Source organism: Marinobacter sp. SS5-14b, from assembly GCF_030541005.1.
Classification (GTDB): domain Bacteria; phylum Pseudomonadota; class Gammaproteobacteria; order Pseudomonadales; family Oleiphilaceae; genus Marinobacter.
This window is the reverse complement of record NZ_JASSVM010000004.1, coordinates 296,508-315,725: the sequence shown is the minus strand read 5'-3', so window position 1 is coordinate 315,725 and position 19,218 is coordinate 296,508. Positions and strand designations below refer to the sequence as shown.

The following is a 19,218-nucleotide window of genomic DNA, read 5'->3' as shown; positions in this document are numbered from 1 at the left end:
TTCAGAGTTTTTTAAACGCAGCATCAAAATCCGCTGCTGCGGCATCTGTAAACTCAAAGTTCTTCCGAATATAGCCCAGCGTTGCCTTCTCTGTGTCGGTTACGCCAGGGCCATCCTGGGCCGATTTGAACAGATCGGCCACTTCGTCTTTGGACAGCTTGCCTTCGCCTCTGCCCGTGGTGTGTTTGCGGGCGAGATCCAGCAATTCTTTCTCGTACTTCTGACCATCAATCGTTTCGTAAGCCATAACAAAGCCAACTCCATTTAACGTTGATACCCGGCCGCTCAGAACCGGCAGGTTGGGAGGCGGAAGAGGGGGTGAAAGGCTGTGCCATCCAACTGGCCTATCAGCTTTATACAAGCACAGGGTTTCGGGTTGCGCAAATAATGTTCAGTGCCAACTGTTGCGATTTGTAACCAATAAGTTCAGGGTAAAAGGCCAACCCTTACGTGGAGAACGCCTGTGAACGAACAGAAGTATAATCCCGACAAAGGGTATGTTGCCCTCCTGGGCTGGAGCTTGAATGCCGTAGAAGCGGCGGACAAATTTGACCGGAAATATGTGGTCGTGGCCCCCGATTGGGCGGAACCCTACTGTGAAGAACACAACATTCCCTACGTGCCCTGGAATTTCGAGCGCCTGAACGACCGCTCATTCGAGATCGCCCAGACTCTTAAAGATATGGGTGTCGATGTTGCCATCCCGTTGTTTGAAGAAACCGTTGAGTGGGCGGGCGCCATCAACTCCGTTTTGATGAGTAATCCAAGACTTTTCGGCCAGGCCATGCTGCTGCGAGATAAGGCGTTGATGAAACGGCGTGCCCAGCTTGGCGGCATTCGTGTGGGCATATTTGAAGAAGCCCACGACCGGGAAGACGTGGTTCGTTTCCTCAAGCGAGTGAACCAGACCCTTTTGAAGCTGGACGGCGACCCCAATGACCCTATCCACCTGAAAGCTTTCGATAAAGCTGGCTGTCTTGGCCATCGGGTGATTCGAACTCCGGATGAAGTCGACACCATTCCTGATGAAGAGTTTCCAGTACTGATGGAGTCCCATCTCGATGGTTGGGAGTTCGCGGTTGAGGCCTGGATTCACAACGGCAAAATTTGCTTTCTGAACATTTCAGAGTACGTCACTCTGGGCTACTCGGTGTTTGTGCCTGCTACGCCGGATCTTGAGAAATACCGTGCCGAGATCACCGCGCAGATCGAGAAGTTGATCAAGACATTTGATATCGAGTTCGGCTTTGTTCACCCGGAATACTTTGTCACCAGTGACGGCACCATGTACTTCGGTGAGGTGGCTTATCGTCCACCGGGCTTCAAAGTGTTCGAATTGCTGGAGCGTGCCTACGGGTTCAATGCCTACCAGGGTTTGATCATGGCCTTTGATCCGAAGACCACAGACGAAGAAGTCAAAGCCTTTTTCCCGAAAGAAGTGGTCGATGCCAAAGGCTACGCCGGCTGCTTTGGTGTTTATCCGCGCCGTCGCGTGGTCAGCCGTCTGGAGATCCCGGAAGAGACCGAAAATCACGACTACTTTGAGTCTCACGAACTGACGCCGCCGGTTGAGGAAACCGTCACCAAACGCACCGCCTTTGGTACCCATTGGGGCCTGATCTATTTCTTTGGTGAGGATCCCTACGTGCTGCGGGACTTGCTCAAACATCAGGAAGAACTCGATTTCTATGTATAATCGAGGCATGCATTAACAAAAAAGGGTTTGATGCAGGCCCTGAGGAGCCTCGTTTGAGTCAACGCCAACCGGCCAGCCAGCCTTCAGCAGTAAACGTTGATAGGCTGTTGCAGAAACTGGACGAGTCCATCGCGGCTCTGGAAGAAAGCCGGCCGTTTGCAAAGGCCGGCAAGCTCCCTAAGTTATTTGATACCGCCCGTCGCGTGCTTCTGCAACCGGGCGGTTGTCAGGCAATCGAAGCCCGCGCTCGCCGGCTCGAAGAAGCCGGAGTGTATGACGGCACAGACTGGGCAGAGCCCGGAATTCTTCTGCCCTCTCTGACCACCTACTCGCTGCAAAGCCCGAATGCAGACACCGTGGTGATTGAGGCCTTCAGCGAATTGCGCCTGTTGGCCGTGGCTCGCGGGGCTTACCAGCATCCGAGCGTGTCAGCCGAACAGGCTCGTCATTACCTGACTCAAGTGTTGGCCATCAACCTGGGCCTGTTGTTTGGTATGACCGGCGAAGCGGAGCGGGAGCAGGGCAAGCTGGCGCTGATCAGCCAGGCTTTGGTTCAGCATGTGGCCACCCACATCGGTTATGAACACGTTATCGACAGCCTGATCGAAGAGATCTGGCGCATTCTTGAACAGCGGCCGATCCGAGTGACGGACGCGCGCCGAATGATCACCCAGATTGCGGTGTGTCGGGCTGACCCTGAAGCAGACCTGGGCGGTGCCGGCCGGGGCGCTGATCGGCTTATCTCCAGTTTGTACGGCCCAACGCGCGCTTGCGGCGAAGATCCGGGTACGGTGGTTTATGGGCAGCGATTGGCGTCCATGGACAGCGCTGCGTTACAGAATGAAGCCACAGGCTTCGCCCGCTCCATGCACGATACCGGTCTGGTGTCGCCGTACCACGCTGTTTTTGTGCGTTTCATTCTGGAGGATCGTGATTCTCTGTTGAGTGATGCGCTGGGCCTGTCCAGTACGGGCCGGGATTGTCTGCTGTGTTACAGCGAACTGGTGCGTACCCTGATTGAGGAATCGATTTTCCCGGAAACAGCTCAGGGTTTGTATGGTCTGGCCCTGCTACTGGAAAGAGGTATTTTGTACCAGCCGCCGGTCGCGCCGGCGCTTTGGCGCCAGGTAAGGCTGTCACTTTGCCCGGAGGCCAGAGAGCGTCTGCAGTTTGCTAATGGCTACGAGCCGGCAGCTGGCGCCTGGTTGATGCAGGGTGTGCTGAACATGCTGGGACAGCCCCTGGGCGTGGGGCAGGGCAATAATCCGACTTGTCAGTCAGCCCGTGCGCTGTCCATGTGGGCATACAATGATCCGGACTACCTGTTGCAGATGGTGGCCTGGGCGGCACGGGACAATGAAATCGTGATGCACTTTGAGGGCAAACCGGTTTCGTCTGTCCACAGTGCCGGTGGTGTCGCCTCCGAAGTGACTCTGGATCTCGACCCTGTCTCGTTGGTGGTGGTGCCTCACCTGGACCGGATCTATGCCGAAATGGGGCGCTTGTGCATCGGCCGGGAAGGGGATCCCCACAAGTGGGTCAACCCCGAGTTCCATGGCTGGTCGGCCGGTCGAGGCTTTGCCATCAATGTGGATGTGGCAACTGGAAAGCTTGCGGATCTGGATGGTTTTATTCGGCATTTTTACGCCAGCTATCACCCGTACTACAACGGCAATCAGCCGCTGATACACCCGCAACCGGCAGGTATCGCGGTAACCGATAGCGCCGCCCGCTTTATCGGTTGGCACGCCATCACCATTCTCCGGGTAGCGCTGGACCCGGAAAATGAGATGCGGGTGTATTTCTTTAACCCGAACAATGACAGTGGCCAGAACTGGGGAGATGGGGTGCAGGTGAGTACGTCCGGCTCCGGGGAGCGTTTCGGCGAATCGTCGTTGCCCTTTGAGCAGTTCACGTCGAGACTGTACATATATCACTACGACCCTCTGGAGCGGGGTGAGCCGGCAGAAGTGAACGATGACGAGCTTCGCCGCGTAACAGAGGGGGTGTATTGCAGCTGGGGTGAAGGCCGGTTGCCCGCCGATCTCCTGCAGGCGGAGCCGCCAAGAACCGATTGATCCCGCCACTCACTGATCAAGAGGAAGGATATGGCTAACGAGCAAGGTGCGGCCCGAAACGGAGCTGAGCTGTTTATCCGTGCGCTGGAGAATGAAGGCGTTAAATACATTTTTGCGGTGCCAGGTGAAGAAAACCTGGCCTTTCTCGAAGCGCTTCGAAGATCCAGCATCCAGCTGGTGCTTAATCGTCATGAGCAGGCAGCGGGTTTTATGGCGGCCACCTACGGGCGCCTGACCGGTCAGGTTGGCGTGTGTCTCTCTACCCTGGGCCCTGGAGCCACCAACCTCGTTACCGCAGCGGCTTATGCCCAGCTTGGCGGCATGCCCATGTTGATGATTTCCGGCCAGAAGCCGATCAAGTCGTCCAAACAGGGTTTGTTCCAGATTCTGGATGTGGTCGATTTAATGCGCCCACTGACCAAGTACACCCGCCAGATCAGCAATGCCAATACCATACCGGCAAAGGTTCGCGAGGCCTTTCGATTGGCTTCTGAAGAACGCCCCGGAGCTGTGCATCTGGAGCTACCGGAAGATATTGCTGCGGAGTTACCCGCTCCAGACACTCACATTTTTGCGCCCAGCGACGCCCGCCGGCCCTCTGCCAGTCAGAAAAGCCTGGAGATGGCCTGCGATATGCTGCGTGAAGCCCGGCATCCGCTGATCATGATTGGCGCCGGGGCCAATCGTAAGCGGGTGTCTCAGGCGCTGTTGCACCTGATCAACGTGACGGGCATCCCCTTTTTCACTACGCAGATGGGCAAGGGTGTGGTTGATGAGCGCCACCCTGGCTATCTGGGTAATGCGGCACTGTCAGCTGGGGATTTTGTCCATTGCGCTATCGACCGGGCCGATCTGGTCATCAACGTTGGCCACGATGTGGTTGAAAAGCCGCCGTTTTTTATGACTCCCGGCGGCAAAAAAGTCATCCATGTGAACTTCAGCGGTGCCGATGTAGACCCGGTGTATTTCCCGCAGCACGAGGTGGTGGGGGATATCGCAAACAGTGTGGAATATCTTGCCGAACACTGTGGCGAGTGTGCGAATCACGACTTTACCGGGTTGCTGGAGGTCAAGCATGCAGTCGATGTGCACTTGCTGGACCGAGCCGGGGACGGGCGGTTCCCGGTGATCCCCCAGAGGATTGTTCATGATGTTCGTCAGGCCATGCCCGACGACGGCATCATTGCGCTCGATAATGGCATGTACAAACTCTGGTTTGCCCGCAACTACCCCGCTTACGACAACAATACGGTTCTATTGGATAACGCTTTGGCCTCTATGGGGGCCGGCCTGCCCAGCGGCATGATGGCCTCCATGCTGTATCCGGATCTCAAAGTTATGGCCATTTGCGGTGATGGCGGTTTCATGATGAACAGCCAGGAACTGGAAACAGCCGTGCGCCTGAAACTCAACCTGGTGGTGCTGATTATCAGCGACAGTGCTTACGGCATGATCAAATGGAAGCAGGGACAGGAAGGGTTCGAGGACTTTGGGCTGGACTATGGCAACCCGGACTTTGTTACCTATGCCCGTGCCTACGGTGCCGAAGGCCACAGAATTGCGCGGACAGAAGACCTGCGGCCAACGCTTGAAGCTGCGCTTGCCGCAGGTGGTGTGCACCTGGTGGAAGTGCCCGTGGATTACAGCGAAAACCGGCGGGTCTTTGATGAGGAGCTGGCGGAGCTGACCTGCAGGCTTTAATCGGCCTGTGCAGCACCCCGCAGCATGGCCTGGAGCAGTTCAACGGCGTCGAACTTGGTCAAAGCCTCGTTGGCGCCGACCTGATTGGCATAGCTCAGGCTCATTTCACTGTTCAGCGACGTATGCAGGATGATGTAAGGTTGTTTCAGTGCTGAATTGTCCCGTACATCGAACGTCAGTTCGTAGCCATCGAGCCCTGGCATCTCAATATCGCTGACCAGAATGTCAATCGGGTGCCCCAGTTCATGCTCGCTCAGCAGCACCTGCAGCGCGTCATCCCCGTTGCTGGTCACGTGATAGGTAATGTCTTTGCCGTCCAGGACATCCGACAGTTGTTTCCGTGCAACCTGAGAGTCGTCCACGAGAAGAATGTTCAGGGATTTCAGGGTTTCGCTCTGAATGTCTGAGAGCACGACTTCCTGAGCATCCAGAGATTCCGGGTATACCTTGGCCAGCAGCAACTCCACATCCAATAGCTGAATAATATCGCCATCCAGATCCAGTAGCCCGGTGATAAAGGCGTTGCTGCCCAGAGCCTTGGGCGGCGGCATAACGCTCTTCCAGTCCGTCTCAATAATTTGCTGAACGCTGCGCACCAGAAAGCCGATTTCCTGGCGCTGAATGTCGGTTACGATGATCGACCCCTTGGCTTGCTCGTCCTTCGAAAGCGCGGGGTAACCCACGGCAGCCGCCATATCAATAACCGGTACCGCAGAGCCCCGGAATGTGGCTGTACCGATGACGGCCCGGTGGCTATGGGGAAGCTTTGTCAGCCGTTGAAACGGCAGGATTTCGCGAATCTTCAGGGTGCCAATGCCAAAAAGCCGCGACCCGGAGAGAGAGAACAGCAAAAGTTTCTGGGACTGCTTCGCTTTGCTGGACATAAAGCCCGATCCTTTTAAGTACTCAGATTCCCGGTGCCAGGGGCTCCGCAGGAAAGGTTTGATTTCATCTGTAGCAATAGTAGCAGCTTTGCTGCGGTGGGGGGTTCAGCTGCTTTGTATCAATTGGTGACAAGAGTGGCGGCGGCTGGTTTTAAGGGAGGGAGGACTTGATCGGGCATAAAAAAGCCCCTGAAATCAGGGGCTTTTCTCTTGGAAGTTGGTGGAGACGGCGGGAATTGAACCCGCGTCCGCCAGCACTAGGCCTTGAGACTCTACATGTTTATGTCCTTCAATTGATTTAACCTCAAGCGACCCGAAGGCCAGGGTGCCGGAGGCGAGTTCTTTGAATCTTAGCCGCTAGCCAGTGAACTCTGGATAACGGAGCATCCCGTAAGCGATGACGTCCTGAGATGTTGCTTCCGAGCTACGGGCGACCCGGTCAGGACGACTAGCAGCTTACGCTGCTAGTGCGTAGTTTTCGTCGTTTGCGACTATTGCGTTGCAGCTTTGGATTTACGAGATTCGCTGCCATCTCGACATGCACTCAAGGGTTCGCCACCAGCGTCGAAGCCATGTCGTCCCCTTATGCTTCAGTATATGTGGCCGTGCAGAAGAACTTCAAGGGTTGTTTATCCGACGGCCTGAATATTTGTACTTATTCCCTGCTCAGGAGGCATGTCGAAGCTCTTTTCTTTCATGCATCTTCAGCGCGGCATCGTACAGGTTCTGGAAACTGTCTCGGAAATAGCCCATGACGGCGATTGGGTCGGCCTGGATGCCTTTATCGATGGTAATCCCGAATTGTACCGTGTTGTCGTAGCTGAAAATGCTCATGCCTATGCCGATGCTGCCGCTTTGTGGAACCCAGAACATCGGCTGAATGAGCTTGCTGCCCCCCAGATAGACCGCATGCCTGGGCCCCGGAACGTTGGTGAGTACGGCAGAGGCTTTGTTGCTCAGCAGATCCAGTGCGCGACGCTCAAGAACATCCGGGCCCCGACCGAACAGATCCAGCAGGCTGTAGGTTACCTGAGCCTGATAGGATCGCTTCAGGCGGTTCATGTTTTCCTGAACTTGCTTGAAACACATGATGGGTTCTGTCACTTCAATCGGAAGGCTCACCAGGACAAGGCCGAACTGATTACCAAGGGTTTCGATGGGCTGATCAAGGGGGCGCAGATTGAAAGGTACGGCAACACGAATTCCGCAGTCCGGCACGGGTTGGCCGTGTTCAATGAAGTGCCGGCTGAGTGCGCCTGTGGCGGCGCACAACAGAACATCGTTGATGGTTCCGTGCAGAAGTTTGGCGCAATGCTTTACGTCGTCGAGTGCCAGAGGCTCTGCCCAGGCTACGTGCTTGCGGCCGACCAACTGGCTTTTCAGGCTGGTGTCGGGTTCCGACGGTGCCAAACCGAGTTTCAATAGGTCGATGGCGATACTGCCCGCAGTTGTTGCTAATTTGAGAGGGTAATTGGGTTCGTCCCTGACCGAATTGACGAACAGCCGTGCCTGCTGCCATCCGGCCTGGCTGCTATCAACCAGTCGGTTCAGAAAGCGGTTGGCGGGCGTGCCTTTGGGACGCTTTTTACCTCTCTTGTGGGCAACCCGTTCCAGCTTCGGTTCGGGCGATTTGTCGGTGAGAGACAGTAGTACTCGCACCAGCGAAATGCCGTCCGCAATGCAGTGGTGGATGCGAATCAGCAAGGCACAGCCGCCCTGGTAATTGTCGATGTAATGGATTTGCCAGAGGGGGCGCCGAAAATCCAGAGCAGAACTATTGAAGTCGCTGGCCAGTGCCTGAAGTTCCTTTTTGCCGCCGTTGCCCGGTAGAGCGATCAAATGCAGGTGGTTGTCCAGGTCAAACAGCGGGTCTTCTTCCCAATATACCCGGTCACCCTTTTGCACCACCCGCTCACGAAACCGACTGAACTTCAGGAATCTCTCTTCAAGAAGCCGTTTGAGTCGCCCGATCGGGATCGGGGATTCGAACATGAGCACCGCGGAGATCATCATGGGATTTTCCGGCGTGTCCATGCGCAGCCAGGAACGGTCGACAGAGGTCATTCGAGATCGTTTGGCTAACATAAGCCCTCCTGTTGCTATGCACCAGAATCACCGGGCCACCTGACACTTCCTTCGGGGCCGAATCGGAGGTGAACTTCTGAGTATAGGGGGCTGCGGTTAAACCGCAAAGAGGGTGAAAAGGCGACAGTGCCCGCGAGGCTCAGGTATTGGCTTCGCGGACGATGCGCTGCTTTTGCCGGTTCCAGTCCCGCTCTTTCTCGGTCGCCCGTTTATCGAACAGCTTCTTGCCTTTTGCCAGGGCAATCTCGCACTTCACTTTGTTGCCCTTCCAGTACATAGCCAGTGGGATGCAGGTGTTGCCAGCCTGGTTGACCTTGCCGAGTATCTTGGCAATTTCTTTTGCATGTAGCAGCAGTTTGCGAGTACGGGTCGGATCTGCGATTACGTGGGTTGAGGCCGTATTCAGCGGAGTGATGTGGGCGCCCAGCAACCAGGCTTCGCCATCCTTCAGAAGAACATAAGAATCGACCAGCTGGGCCTTGCCGGCTCGCAGGGATTTTACTTCCCACCCGAGCAGGACGAGGCCCGCTTCGAAGCGCTCTTCAATGTGATACTCGTGTTTCGCCTTTTTGTTCAGGGCGATGGTGTTGCTGGTTGGTCCGCTTGCTTTCTTCTTGCTCATGAATCCTGCTCGGAGTCTGAAGAATGACTGTGACGGCGAAGTATGCGTGCGCCGGCAAAACGGGCATTGTAGCTCAGTACTGCCAGACGGGTCACGATTTCGCCTCCGATGGTGTTGTCCTTGTCGTTCCGGCTGGCTCTGTTCGGCTACAATGATGGGCCATTTGACTCCAGGGTTAAGAATGTCGAGTAAGTATCAGACCTCAACGGGGTCGTTCACCCGAAAATCAACATTTTTCTGGGCCTCTGTCGGTGCAACAGTGGGGCTCGCCAACCTTTGGCAGTTTCCTTATCTCGCCAGTATTTATGGCGGTGGCTTTTTTGTCCTGATCTATCTCGCTTGCTTGTTGCTGGTTACGCTGCCTCTGATGGTCACGGAGGCGGTCATTGGCAGGCAGTCCCGTCACGGCATCGTATTGGCCATGGATGGGTTGGTGAAAAATTCAGGATGTTCCCCCTGGTGGAGGGCCGCGGGGCCATTGAGCATCCTTGCAGCCTTTCTGGTCCTGTCGTTCACCGCGGTGTTTGGCGGTATCGTTCTGGCTTATGTGTTTTTTGGGGCGGCGGATTATTTTGGCGGCGCCACGCCTGATACGGCCACCGGTATTCTGGCTGATCTTGTGTCCAGCTCGGGGCGTCACCGGGAATTTATGGGCTGGCACGCTTTTTTTCTGTTGCTGGTGATTTGGGTTTCTGCGCGGGGTGTGGTCAAGGGCGTGGAGCGTTCGCTTCGGATGATCGTGCCGGGGGCGCTGCTATTGATGATTGCGCTTTTTGTGCTGGCAGCTCGTCACGGTCAGCTGGCTTACGGCGTTGAGCACATACTGGCATTTCGGCCTGAGGAAGTTGGTTTCGGCAGCGTCAAGGCAGCTTTTTTTCATGCGTTCTACACGCTGGGTCTGGGCATGGGTGTCTGGGCGGTTTTCGGTGCGTATAGCACCTCGCACACCCGCCTGAAGCGCTCCATACTGGCGGTGGTGTTGATGGACACGCTGATCGCCATTATTGCTGGTGTGATGATGTTTTCAGCCGCTTCAGAGGCGGGAAGTCTGGACGGTGAGCGCGGGTTCAGCCTGTTGTTTGTGTCTTTGCCGGTTACCCTCGGGCAGCTACCCTACAGTCAGATTGTGATTACGGCGGTATTCCTGGCGGTGCTGCTGATTGTCTGGGCTACCGCCATCTCATTATTGGAGCCCGTGGTTGGCTGGTTCCGGGAGTGGACGGGCGCGCCCAGGGCCTGGACAGTGATCATCATTGGCGCTGCAGTATGGTTTGTTGGGCTGGCGTCATTGTTCTCTTTCAACGTATGGTCGGATTACCGTTTGGCGGGGGCGACAACGTTCAGGTGGCTGGAGCTGATCACTGGCGGTGTGCTCATTCCTTTGGTGGCGATACTGATCGCGACCTTCACCGGTTGGTGCCTGGCCAAGAGGTACCTCGCTGGCATGCTTGGCGGCGCACCGGTTGTGTTCAGGAAAATCTGGTACTGGACGATGCGCTTGGTGTTGCCCTTGGTGGTTGCATGGATTGGTATTCAATACACCGCGTTTTCTCTGACCAATCTGTGCGAAAACGGGAGCGCCGCCATTTGGTGCGGGCAGCGCAGTGATGCGCAGAGCCCGCCCACGCCCACGGCCGGCCCTCCGGAAGAGTCAGCCCCGCGGGTAGATGGTCGTCCTGAAATGCCGGCGTCAGCGAAACCAGAGGCCGGAAACATCCCTAAGCCGGAGGAAAACGCCCCCAAAGAGGGTGATATCCTTTATCATAGCGTGTAACCCTCCGCGCATTTGCGGTCGTGGAAAGTTTGTAAGGTAAAGGCAGGAATCCCGGTTTTCATGGCTCATCAGATAGATAAAACAGCGCTGGTTATGCACTCGGCGGAGCGCATGTTCCATTTGGTCAATGATATTGCCCGCTATCCCGAATTTTTGCCTTGGTGCGCAGGTGCCGAAGTGCATGAGCAGACGGATGCTGAAATCATGGCATCGCTGGAGATCGCGAAGGGCGGGGTGCGGCACACGCTCACCACACGGAATCAGTTGTTGATGCCGGAATCCATCGAGATGAAGCTGGTAGATGGCCCCCTGAAAAACCTCACCGGCCGTTGGCACTTTCGCGCGCTGGACGACAACGCTTGCAAGGTGATTCTCACCCTGGAGTTTGAATTCTCGGGCTCATTATCGCGGATGACTTTCGGGCCGGTGTTTAACCAGGCTGCCAATACCATGGTGGATGCGTTTTGCCGCCGTGCCGATGTGGTCTATCGGGGAGGGGTGCTCTGATGCAAGTTGAAGTTGCCTATGCCCGGCCGGACAAGCAGCAAATTGTGCAAGTGACCGTACCTGAGGGAATGGTGGCCTTGGAAGTTGTTCGGGTGTCCGGAATTACGGACATCTTTCCCGAGATCAATCCTGATGAGATTGATATGGGGGTCTTCGGGAAGGTGATCAAAGACCCTGCAAGCTATGAACTTCATGACGGCGACCGGCTGGAGCTTTACCGGCCACTGAAAATTGACCCGAAACAGGCCCGGCTCAATCGCGCCAAGAAGAAATCGTGAGCCGTTAGTAGGCGGGGGTTTCTTCCAATAGCTGGGCTTCGTAATGGCTGTAGGCGTCGTCTTCGTAATAAACGATGATACGCTGCTCTTCGATATCGCCTCCGCGACGCTGGAACGTGTAAACGTAGTATTCCCTCGAAGGATCCACCGGGTTGAGCATCAGCGGTGTGCCGAGCAGGGCGTGGACCTGGCTTCGGGGCATCCCTTCAGACAAGCTTGTGAGCTCTTTGTCGGTTACAATGTTGCCTTGTTGTACGTTGATTTTGTAAACGCCGGGGAAAACACACCCAGCCAGAGATAAAATGCTAATAAGAACGATAGCGGTGAGCTTTTGCATCGCCTGGGGAAATCCTCTATCTTGAATTCGCCTGCCTGGGGCAGGTGTGAAACGGGTTGACCGTTGAACGGCGGCTTCATCATACCGGAAGCCGTAAGGCACACCAAAGAGTGAATACTAGCATGTCATCTGAAAACACCGAATTACGAAAAGTCGGTCTTAAGGTTACTCTGCCGAGAGTCAAGATCTTCAATATTCTTGAAAATGCCAAAGAGCACCATTTGAGTGCCGAGGATGTTTACAAGAAATTACTGGAGCAGGGCGATGACGTCGGGCTGGCAACTGTGTATCGGGTGCTGACTCAGTTTGAAGCGGCAGGCCTGGTGCTGCGCCACAACTTTGAAGGTGGTCACGCGGTATTTGAAATGGCGGGTGAGGATCATCACGACCATATGGTTTGCACCCAGACGGGTGAGGTTGTTGAGTTTGTGGATGAGATCATTGAGCAGCGCCAGCAGAAGATCGCGGCAGAGCACGGTTATGAAATCGTTGATCACAGTTTGATTCTTTACGTTAAGCCCCTGAAGTCCGGCAAGTAATCGTTTTGACACGATAAAAAAAGGGGCCGGCACAAGCCGGCCCCGGAAGCTCCCGAAAACGAGAGGGGATTTCAGTGGTGGGTCGCCTGACCCTTCACAAACATTTCTCTGGCATGAGCGATGGTCTGTTCGGTCATGTCTACGCCACCCAGCATCCTTGCCACTTCATCGATTCTGCCCTGATCACTCAGCGATTCGATTCGAGAAAACGTTGCTTCTTTATCGGTAAACTTGCTGACAAACAGGTGTTGATGGCACTGGGCTGCCACTTGAGGCAGATGGGTCACGCACAGCACCTGGCCGTTGCTGCCTAAGGCTCTTAGCAGGCGGCCAACCACTTCGGCTGTGCCGCCGCCAATGCCAACGTCAACTTCGTCAAACACCAGTGTGGGCGTGGTCGACGTTTGGGCAACAACGACCTGAATGGCCAGGCTGATTCGTGAAAGTTCGCCGCCTGAGGCAACCTTTGCCAGTGGGCGGGCGGGCTGGCCCGGGTTGGCGCTGACCAGGAACTCAACCTCTTCCATGCCATGTAACCCCGGCTCATCTTGCTCGTTGCGGCTTAAATTCGTGATGAACTGGACTGCCGGCATGCTCAGTTGGGCCAGTTCCAGTGCGATGCGTTGATCCAACTCGGCTGCTGCCTGTTCGCGCTTGGTGGATAGGCGTTGTGCCAGCTCACTGTACCCGGCTTTTTGCTTCTCAAGTTCTGCTTCGAGTTGTTCGAGACTGCCTTCGCCGCCATCGAGCTCGGCCAGCTCTGCCTTGAGGCGCTGATGCAGCTCTGGCAGCTCTTCCGGTGAAATGCGATGTTTACGGGCCATTTGATAGATGGCGCTCAGGCGGTCTTCTACTTCCGCCAGGCGTGCTGGATCCGCTTCGTAATCGTCGACAAAGCGGCGCAGGTTATCTCCGGCTTCAGAAATCTGGATCTGTGCCTCGCTGAGCATTTGAAGGGTGTCGGCAAGTTCGGATACTTCAACCGGAAGTTGCTCCAGATAGTGAAGCGCCTGGCGAACCAGTTGTGCAGCGCTGGCTTCATCTTCTGTGCAGAGCAGCGCGGCCTGATGACTGCTGTGCAGAATGGTATCGGCCTGGCTCAGCTGGCCCTGTTCTTGCTCCAATGCCTCCTGCTCACCTGAGTCAATCGCTAATCTGTCCAGTTCTTCAACCTGGTAGCGCAAAAGCTGGAGCTTGGCTTCTGCTTCGTCAGCATTCTGGCGGCGCTGCTCAAGTTTCCGGTTGGTCTGATTCCAGGCTTTCCAGGCGGCTTCGGTCTGTTCGGCCAGTTGCTCTGCGCCTGCAAACTCGTCAAGCAGCTTGCGATGGGTGTCTTTACGCAGCAATGACTGGTGCTGGTGCTGGCTGTGGATGTCCATCAGGAGGCCGCCCAGTTCTTTCAGCTGCGACAAGGGGCAGGGCTGGCCGTTAATGAAGGCTTTTGAGCGGCCGTCTTTGCTGATCGTCCGACGAAGAATGCACTCGTTTTTTTCATCCAGATCGTGGCTTTCCAGCCACTCACTGGCTTCAGGTATGCGGGAAATATCAAAGCAAGCGGTAATGTCGGCGCGGCTTGCGCCATGACGCACGGCGCCGGCATCGGCGCGTCCGCCCATTGCCAGGCTCAATGCATCAAGAACGATGGATTTTCCGGCGCCTGTTTCGCCGGTCAGGGCTGTCATGCCTTTATTGAACTGAAGTTCAACGCGCTCAGCAATGGCGTAATTGGATACCGTGAGTTGTGTGAGCATGCCGATAACCTCCGCTTGGGCCGGCTGGCCTCTGGGTAACGAATTCGATTACTGTCTGGTTATACAGTTGCTGTGAATATATACAGTAGTCTGGCGGTTTGCAAACAGTGCTCGGGGAAATTGTTAAAGAATCTGATCTTTGAGGTTGAATCCTGAGCGACGGGCCCCATATCGGATCGCAAAGCAGGTTTTCCCGCCTTTGCCAGGCGGGCTCTATTCGCCACAGGCCTACGGGGCTTGGGAAATGTTATCAGGAGTGAACATGAGTGCTGACGACAAGCGCAACGAGCAGGTAGAAGAGTTTAACGAGGCGACGGAAGCCGCAGCCGGAGAATCGCAGGGACAAAATGATCAGCCAGAGGCCGGGGAGGTTTCGGAGCTTGATGCCCTGAAGGATCAGCTTCAGAACTATCAGGATCAGGCGTTGCGCGCCCAGGCGGAGATGCAGAATGTCCGTCGCAGAGCTGAAGTGGATGTCGAAAAAGCCCACAAGTTTGCACTGGAAAAGTTTGTGAAGGAACTCCTGCCCGTTGCGGACAGCCTTGAAAAGGCGGTGGAAAGCACCGAAGGGCACGACAATGCGGGAGACCTGGTGGCATCCATTCGTGAAGGTGTTGAGATGACGTTGGGCTTGTTCATGAACAGCCTGAAAAAATTCAATGTTGAACAGCTCAACCCGGTTGGTGAACCGTTCGATCCGCAACAGCACGAGGCGATGTCTATGGTGCCGGCTCCCGATGCAGAGCCGAACAGTGTGGTTGCGGTTGTGCAGAAAGGTTATCTGCTCAATGGGCGCGTCGTTCGCCCGGCGATGGTCGTAGTGGCCAAGGCGGAAGATGCACCAAAAATCGACGAGCAGGCTTGAAAAGCGCAAGAAAGCGCCAATATATCGGTTAAACAGCAGCAGCCGGGTAAAAATCCCCGGGCAGATTTCAGCTAGATTTGGAGTGATTCGATGAGCAAAATTATTGGTATCGACCTGGGAACCACAAACTCTTGCGTGGCCATCATGGATGGAGACAAGGTCAAAGTTATTGAGAACGCCGAGGGTGATCGCACCACCCCGTCCATTATTGCGTACACCGATGATGGCGAAACCCTGGTTGGCCAGTCAGCCAAGCGTCAGGCGGTGACCAACCCGCACAACACGCTGTACGCCATCAAGCGACTGATCGGTCGTCGTTTCGAGGACGATGTGGTTCAGAAAGACATCAAGATGGTGCCTTATAAAATCGCCAAGGCCGACAATGGCGATGCGTGGGTAGAGGTGAAGGGCCAGAAGATGGCTCCGCCCCAGATTTCTGCCGAAATCCTCAAGAAGATGAAGAAAACCGCAGAAGACTATCTGGGTGAGAAAGTGACTGCCGCGGTTATCACCGTGCCGGCCTACTTCAATGACAGCCAGCGCCAGGCGACGAAAGACGCGGGCAAGATTGCCGGTCTCGAAGTCAAGCGGATCATCAACGAGCCGACCGCAGCGGCCCTTGCCTACGGCATGGACAAGCAAAGCGGTGACCGTACGGTGGCGGTATACGACCTGGGTGGTGGTACCTTCGACCTGTCCATCATTGAAATTGCCGACGTAGACGGTGAGCATCAGTTTGAAGTGCTGGCCACCAACGGCGACACCTTCCTGGGCGGTGAGGATTTCGACCTCAAGGTTATCGAATACCTGGCGGACCAGTTCAAGAAAGACAGCGGTATTGATCTGCGTGGTGACTCGCTGGCGATGCAGCGTCTGAAAGAAGCCGCCGAGAAAGCGAAAATTGAACTTTCCAGCAGTCAGCAAACCGACGTTAACCTGCCGTATGTGACTGCAGATGCGTCTGGTCCGAAGCACATGAACGTCAAGCTGACTCGCGCTAAGCTCGAATCACTGGTAGAAGAGCTGGTTCAGCGCAGCCTCGAGCCTTGTAAAGTTGCTCTCAAGGACTCCGGCCTGAGCGCTTCTGAGATTGATGAAGTCATTCTGGTTGGCGGCCAGACCCGTATGCCGCTGGTTCAGGAAAAGGTTAAAGAGTTCTTCGGTAAAGAGCCGCGTAAAGATGTGAACCCGGACGAAGCCGTTGCCATGGGTGCCGCTATTCAGGGTGCCGTTCTCTCCGGCGACGTGAAAGACGTGCTTCTGCTGGACGTAACTCCGCTGACCCTGGGCATCGAGACCATGGGCGGTGTGGCTACTCCGCTGATCGACAAGAACACCACGATTCCGACCAAGAAGTCGCAAACCTTCTCGACCGCGGATGACAGTCAGACAGCCGTGACCATTCACGTGGTTCAGGGTGAGCGCAAGCAGGCGTCACAGAACAAGTCACTGGGCCGCTTTGACCTGGCGGACATTCCGCCCGCACCGCGTGGCGTTCCGCAGATCGAAGTGACCTTCGACATTGATGCCAACGGCATTCTGAACGTATCTGCGAAAGACAAGGCGACCGGCAAAGAGCAGTCCATCGTGATCAAGGCCTCTTCCGGTCTGAATGACGATGAAATCGAGAAAATGGTTCGTGACGCCGAAGCCAACGCGGATGAAGATCGCAAGTTCGAAGAACTGGTGCAGGCGCGTAACCAGGGCGACGGTATGGTCCACGCGGTCCGCAAGACCCTGACCGAAGCCGGTGATAAGGTCAGCGACAGCGAGAAGGAGTCTATCGAGACTGCTATCAAGGACCTGGAAGAAGCTCTGGCGGGTTCCGATAAGGAAGCCATTGAAGCCAAGACCCAGAAGCTGACGGAAGTGTCTTCCGAGCTGGCTCAAAAGATGTACGCGGATCAGGCGGATCAGGCTGGTGGGCAGGAAGGTGCCGAAGCTAAGTCTGCTGATGACGCCGTCGACGCCGAGTTCGAAGAAGTCAAAGACGACAAGAAGTAAATTCGAAGTACATCAGGTAGTTGGAAAGCGCGGGCGAGTGCCCGCGTTTTCCGCGTTATAGAAACAGGGTTTTAAAGCATGGCCAAGCGCGATTATTACGAAGTACTCGGGGTTGCCCGGGACGCGGACGAGAAGGACATAAAGCGGGCATATCGAAAGCTTGCGATGAAATACCATCCGGACCGTAACCCGGACGATACCGACGCCGAGAATAAGTTCAAAGAGGCCAGCGAAGCCTACGAAATTCTGGCGGACTCTAGCAAGCGTGCAGCCTATGACCAGTTTGGTCACGCCGGTGTAGATGGCCAGGCCGGTGGTGGATTCGGAGGCGGTGGCGGCGGAAGCTTCTCCGACATCTTTGGCGATGTGTTTGGCGATATCTTCGGTGGAGGCGGCGGCCGCGGCCGCAGCACTCGGGGTTCTGATCTCCGCTACACGCTGGAGTTGGATCTGGAAGAGGCGGTGAAAGGCAAAACCGTCAAAATCACCATTCCAGGCCACAAAGAATGCGACGTCTGTGACGGCAGTGGTGCTGAAAAAGGCTCCCGCCCTGAAACTTGCAGTACCTGTCAGGGTATGGGGCAGGTGCGCATGCAGCAGGGCTTCTTCACGGTGCAGCAGGCTTGTCCTACATGCCGTGGTGCCGGCCAGATCATCAAGAATCCCTGTAAAGAGTGTCATGGCCAGGGGCGTGTAAGGCAGGAGAAAACCCTGTCCGTCAAAGTGCCGCCCGGAGTCGACACTGGCGATCGCATTCGCCTGTCTGGTGAAGGTGAAATGGGTGTGGACGGTGGGCCTCCCGGTGATCTGTATGTTCAGGTGGCCGTGCGTGAGCACTCTATCTTTACCCGTGACGGGCGCAACCTCTACTGCGAAGTCCCCATCAGCATCGTTGATGCAGCCTTGGGTGGTGAATTGGAAGTGCCGACACTTGATGGTCGGGTAAAACTCAAGATTCCGCCTGAAACCCAGACCGGAAAACTCTTCCGTTTGCGTAACAAAGGCGTCAGCCCGGTGCGCGGCGGTCCGTCCGGCGACCTGCTGTGCCGTGTGATGGTCGAGACGCCGGTCAATCTGACCAAGCGACAGAAAGAGCTGCTCGACGAGTTCCAGAAAACTCTGGACGGCTCTAATGGCACCCATCATGCTCCGAAGAAGACCTCCTGGTTTGAGGGTGTGAAAAGCTTCTTCGACGAAATGAAATTCTGAGGGCAGAACAGATGAGGGTAGCAATCATCGGCGCCGCCGGGCGCATGGGTAAAGTATTAATCGAGGCGGTAGACGGCACTGAAGGTCTTGAACTCGGTGCCGCAATCGTTGAGCCGGGCAGCAGCCTGATCGGTGCCGACGCCGGCGAAATGACCAGCGTTGGCAAAACCGGCGTAAAAATGGCTGGCAGCCTGGACGACGTCAAAGACGACTTTGACGTGCTGGTGGACTTCACCTTCCCGGATCTAACCCTGGAAAACGCCAGGTTCTGCAGCGCTAACGGCAAGATGCTGGTCATCGGCACCACCGGCATGACCGACGCCGAAAAAGAACAGCTCGCCCTGGCCGCCGAATCCACCCCGGTCGTCTTCGCCCCCAACATGAGCGTGGGCGTTAACGTCGTCCTCAACCTCCTGCGCACCGCCGCGGCTACCCTGGGCGACGACTACGACGTAGAAATCATCGAGGCCCACCACCGCCACAAAAAAGACGCCCCTTCCGGCACCGCCCTGCGCATGGGCGAAGTCGTCGCCGATGCTCTCGGCCGTGATCTAAAAGAATGTGCTGTCTACGGCCGCGAAGGCTTCACCGGTGAGCGCACGCGCAAGGAGATCGGTTTTGAAACCATCCGCGCTGGCGATGTGGTGGGTGACCATACCGTGCTGTTTGCCACCGAAGGCGAACGTATTGAGATCACCCACAAGGCCAGTAGCCGGATGACCTTTGCCAAAGGCGCCATGCGGGCTGCGCTGTGGCTCGAGGGTAAGGCTGCTGGCTTGTATGACATGCAGGATGTTCTTGGGATTAAGGGCTGATTTCGAACAGCAAACTCTCAGGTCGGAGGAGCAGCGACATAGCTCAAAGTAGAATTCAGCGTGGACAAAAATC

Annotated in this window: 17 protein-coding genes and 1 other RNA gene; 11 read left to right on the top strand and 7 right to left on the bottom strand. The window is 55.8% G+C overall.

The features are described from left to right. Position 1: 1 nt before the first annotated feature. Entirely contained in the window at positions 2–247 is a 246-nt protein-coding gene (locus QPL95_RS11415; RefSeq protein WP_303291091.1) for a hypothetical protein, read from the bottom strand. Positions 248–463: 216 nt separating this feature from the next. Here QPL95_RS11415 and QPL95_RS11410 point away from each other — a divergent pair, with 216 nt between their 5' ends. Genes QPL95_RS11410 through QPL95_RS11400 form a run of 3 tightly spaced genes read left to right on the top strand, consistent with a single transcriptional unit; the run spans position 464 to position 5,475 of the window. Beyond that, positions 464–1,696, top strand: a complete 1,233-nt coding sequence (locus QPL95_RS11410) for an acetyl-CoA carboxylase biotin carboxylase subunit family protein (protein ID WP_303291090.1) — start codon at positions 464–466, stop codon at positions 1,694–1,696. 53 nt (positions 1,697–1,749) lie between these two features. Further along, positions 1,750–3,774, top strand: a complete 2,025-nt coding sequence (locus QPL95_RS11405) for a hypothetical protein (RefSeq protein WP_303291089.1) — start codon at positions 1,750–1,752, stop codon at positions 3,772–3,774. A gap of 30 nt (positions 3,775–3,804) precedes the next feature. After that, entirely contained in the window at positions 3,805–5,475 is a 1,671-nt protein-coding gene (locus QPL95_RS11400; protein ID WP_303291088.1) for an acetolactate synthase large subunit, read from the top strand. On the opposite strand, the gene QPL95_RS11395 is transcribed toward QPL95_RS11400, so the two are convergent. The 4 genes from QPL95_RS11395 to smpB all read right to left on the bottom strand — a co-directional run bounded on the left by QPL95_RS11395 (position 5,472) and on the right by smpB (position 9,066). Next, entirely contained in the window at positions 5,472–6,359 is an 888-nt protein-coding gene (locus QPL95_RS11395) for a chemotaxis protein (protein WP_303291087.1), read from the bottom strand. The genes QPL95_RS11400 and QPL95_RS11395 overlap by 4 nt on opposite strands. A gap of 218 nt (positions 6,360–6,577) precedes the next feature. Next, positions 6,578–6,942: a transfer-messenger RNA gene (ssrA, locus tag QPL95_RS11390) on the bottom strand. Between the two features lie 83 nt (positions 6,943–7,025). Continuing rightward, positions 7,026–8,444, bottom strand: a complete 1,419-nt coding sequence (locus QPL95_RS11385) for a wax ester/triacylglycerol synthase family O-acyltransferase (protein WP_303291086.1) — start codon at positions 8,442–8,444, stop codon at positions 7,026–7,028. 139 nt (positions 8,445–8,583) lie between these two features. Further along, positions 8,584–9,066: an SsrA-binding protein SmpB gene (gene smpB / locus QPL95_RS11380; RefSeq protein ID WP_303291085.1), complete on the bottom strand. Its 483-nt coding sequence runs from the start codon at positions 9,064–9,066 to the stop codon at positions 8,584–8,586. A gap of 181 nt (positions 9,067–9,247) precedes the next feature. On the opposite strand from smpB, the gene QPL95_RS11375 reads away from it, so the two are divergent. From QPL95_RS11375 to QPL95_RS11365, 3 genes are read left to right on the top strand one after another with little or no spacing between them, the layout of a single operon-like run. Beyond that, complete coding sequence (locus tag QPL95_RS11375) at positions 9,248–10,840, top strand: sodium-dependent transporter (RefSeq protein WP_303291084.1); 1,593 nt, start codon at positions 9,248–9,250, stop codon at positions 10,838–10,840. 60 nt (positions 10,841–10,900) lie between these two features. Beyond that, on the top strand, positions 10,901–11,347 hold the full coding sequence (locus QPL95_RS11370; protein WP_303291083.1) for a type II toxin-antitoxin system RatA family toxin: 447 nt from the start codon (positions 10,901–10,903) through the stop codon (positions 11,345–11,347). Further along, positions 11,347–11,625, top strand: coding sequence for an RnfH family protein (locus tag QPL95_RS11365; RefSeq protein ID WP_303291082.1), 279 nt, complete (start codon positions 11,347–11,349; stop codon positions 11,623–11,625). Before QPL95_RS11370 ends, QPL95_RS11365 begins: the two co-directional genes overlap by 1 nt. Before the next feature lie 4 nt (positions 11,626–11,629). On the opposite strand, the gene QPL95_RS11360 is transcribed toward QPL95_RS11365, so the two are convergent. Further along, positions 11,630–11,962 carry an outer membrane protein assembly factor BamE gene (locus QPL95_RS11360; protein WP_303291081.1) on the bottom strand — a complete coding sequence of 111 codons (333 nt, stop codon included), beginning with the start codon at positions 11,960–11,962 and terminating at the stop codon, positions 11,630–11,632. Positions 11,963–12,084: 122 nt separating this feature from the next. On the opposite strand from QPL95_RS11360, the gene fur reads away from it, so the two are divergent. After that, positions 12,085–12,501: a ferric iron uptake transcriptional regulator gene (gene fur, locus QPL95_RS11355; protein ID WP_303291080.1), complete on the top strand. Its 417-nt coding sequence runs from the start codon at positions 12,085–12,087 to the stop codon at positions 12,499–12,501. A 71-nt stretch (positions 12,502–12,572) separates the two neighbouring features. On the opposite strand, the gene recN is transcribed toward fur, so the two are convergent. After that, a complete protein-coding gene (gene recN / locus QPL95_RS11350) occupies positions 12,573–14,252 on the bottom strand; it encodes a DNA repair protein RecN (protein WP_303291079.1) in 1,680 nt (559 codons plus the stop codon). Between the two features lie 262 nt (positions 14,253–14,514). On the opposite strand from recN, the gene grpE reads away from it, so the two are divergent. The 4 genes from grpE (at position 14,515) to dapB (ending at position 19,145) form a co-directional block, all read left to right on the top strand. Beyond that, entirely contained in the window at positions 14,515–15,117 is a 603-nt protein-coding gene (gene grpE / locus QPL95_RS11345) for a nucleotide exchange factor GrpE (protein ID WP_303291078.1), read from the top strand. Between the two features lie 90 nt (positions 15,118–15,207). Beyond that, on the top strand, positions 15,208–17,121 hold the full coding sequence (dnaK, locus tag QPL95_RS11340; protein WP_303291077.1) for a molecular chaperone DnaK: 1,914 nt from the start codon (positions 15,208–15,210) through the stop codon (positions 17,119–17,121). A 78-nt stretch (positions 17,122–17,199) separates the two neighbouring features. Further along, positions 17,200–18,330, top strand: coding sequence for a molecular chaperone DnaJ (dnaJ, locus tag QPL95_RS11335; protein ID WP_303291076.1), 1,131 nt, complete (start codon positions 17,200–17,202; stop codon positions 18,328–18,330). A gap of 11 nt (positions 18,331–18,341) precedes the next feature. Then, a complete protein-coding gene (gene dapB, locus QPL95_RS11330; RefSeq protein ID WP_303291075.1) occupies positions 18,342–19,145 on the top strand; it encodes a 4-hydroxy-tetrahydrodipicolinate reductase in 804 nt (267 codons plus the stop codon). Positions 19,146–19,218 lie beyond the last annotated feature (73 nt).

What these genes read in the sequence shown, in the direction of transcription:
- grpE (WP_303291078.1), top strand. Translation starts at nt 14,515, where the DNA reads ATGAGTGCTGACGACAAGCGCAACGAGCAGGTAGAAGAGTTTAACGAG.
- QPL95_RS11365 (WP_303291082.1), top strand. Translation starts at nt 11,347, where the DNA reads ATGCAAGTTGAAGTTGCCTATGCCCGGCCGGACAAGCAGCAAATTGTG.
- QPL95_RS11375 (WP_303291084.1), top strand. Translation starts at nt 9,248, where the DNA reads ATGTCGAGTAAGTATCAGACCTCAACGGGGTCGTTCACCCGAAAATCA.
- smpB (WP_303291085.1), bottom strand. Translation starts at nt 9,066, where the DNA reads ATGAGCAAGAAGAAAGCAAGCGGACCAACCAGCAACACCATCGCCCTG.
- QPL95_RS11385 (WP_303291086.1), bottom strand. Translation starts at nt 8,444, where the DNA reads ATGTTAGCCAAACGATCTCGAATGACCTCTGTCGACCGTTCCTGGCTG.
- dnaK (WP_303291077.1), top strand. Translation starts at nt 15,208, where the DNA reads ATGAGCAAAATTATTGGTATCGACCTGGGAACCACAAACTCTTGCGTG.
- recN (WP_303291079.1), bottom strand. Translation starts at nt 14,252, where the DNA reads ATGCTCACACAACTCACGGTATCCAATTACGCCATTGCTGAGCGCGTT.
- dapB (WP_303291075.1), top strand. Translation starts at nt 18,342, where the DNA reads ATGAGGGTAGCAATCATCGGCGCCGCCGGGCGCATGGGTAAAGTATTA.
- QPL95_RS11415 (WP_303291091.1), bottom strand. Translation starts at nt 247, where the DNA reads ATGGCTTACGAAACGATTGATGGTCAGAAGTACGAGAAAGAATTGCTG.
- QPL95_RS11360 (WP_303291081.1), bottom strand. Translation starts at nt 11,962, where the DNA reads ATGCAAAAGCTCACCGCTATCGTTCTTATTAGCATTTTATCTCTGGCT.
- QPL95_RS11370 (WP_303291083.1), top strand. Translation starts at nt 10,901, where the DNA reads ATGGCTCATCAGATAGATAAAACAGCGCTGGTTATGCACTCGGCGGAG.
- dnaJ (WP_303291076.1), top strand. Translation starts at nt 17,200, where the DNA reads ATGGCCAAGCGCGATTATTACGAAGTACTCGGGGTTGCCCGGGACGCG.
- QPL95_RS11395 (WP_303291087.1), bottom strand. Translation starts at nt 6,359, where the DNA reads ATGTCCAGCAAAGCGAAGCAGTCCCAGAAACTTTTGCTGTTCTCTCTC.
- QPL95_RS11400 (WP_303291088.1), top strand. Translation starts at nt 3,805, where the DNA reads ATGGCTAACGAGCAAGGTGCGGCCCGAAACGGAGCTGAGCTGTTTATC.
- fur (WP_303291080.1), top strand. Translation starts at nt 12,085, where the DNA reads ATGTCATCTGAAAACACCGAATTACGAAAAGTCGGTCTTAAGGTTACT.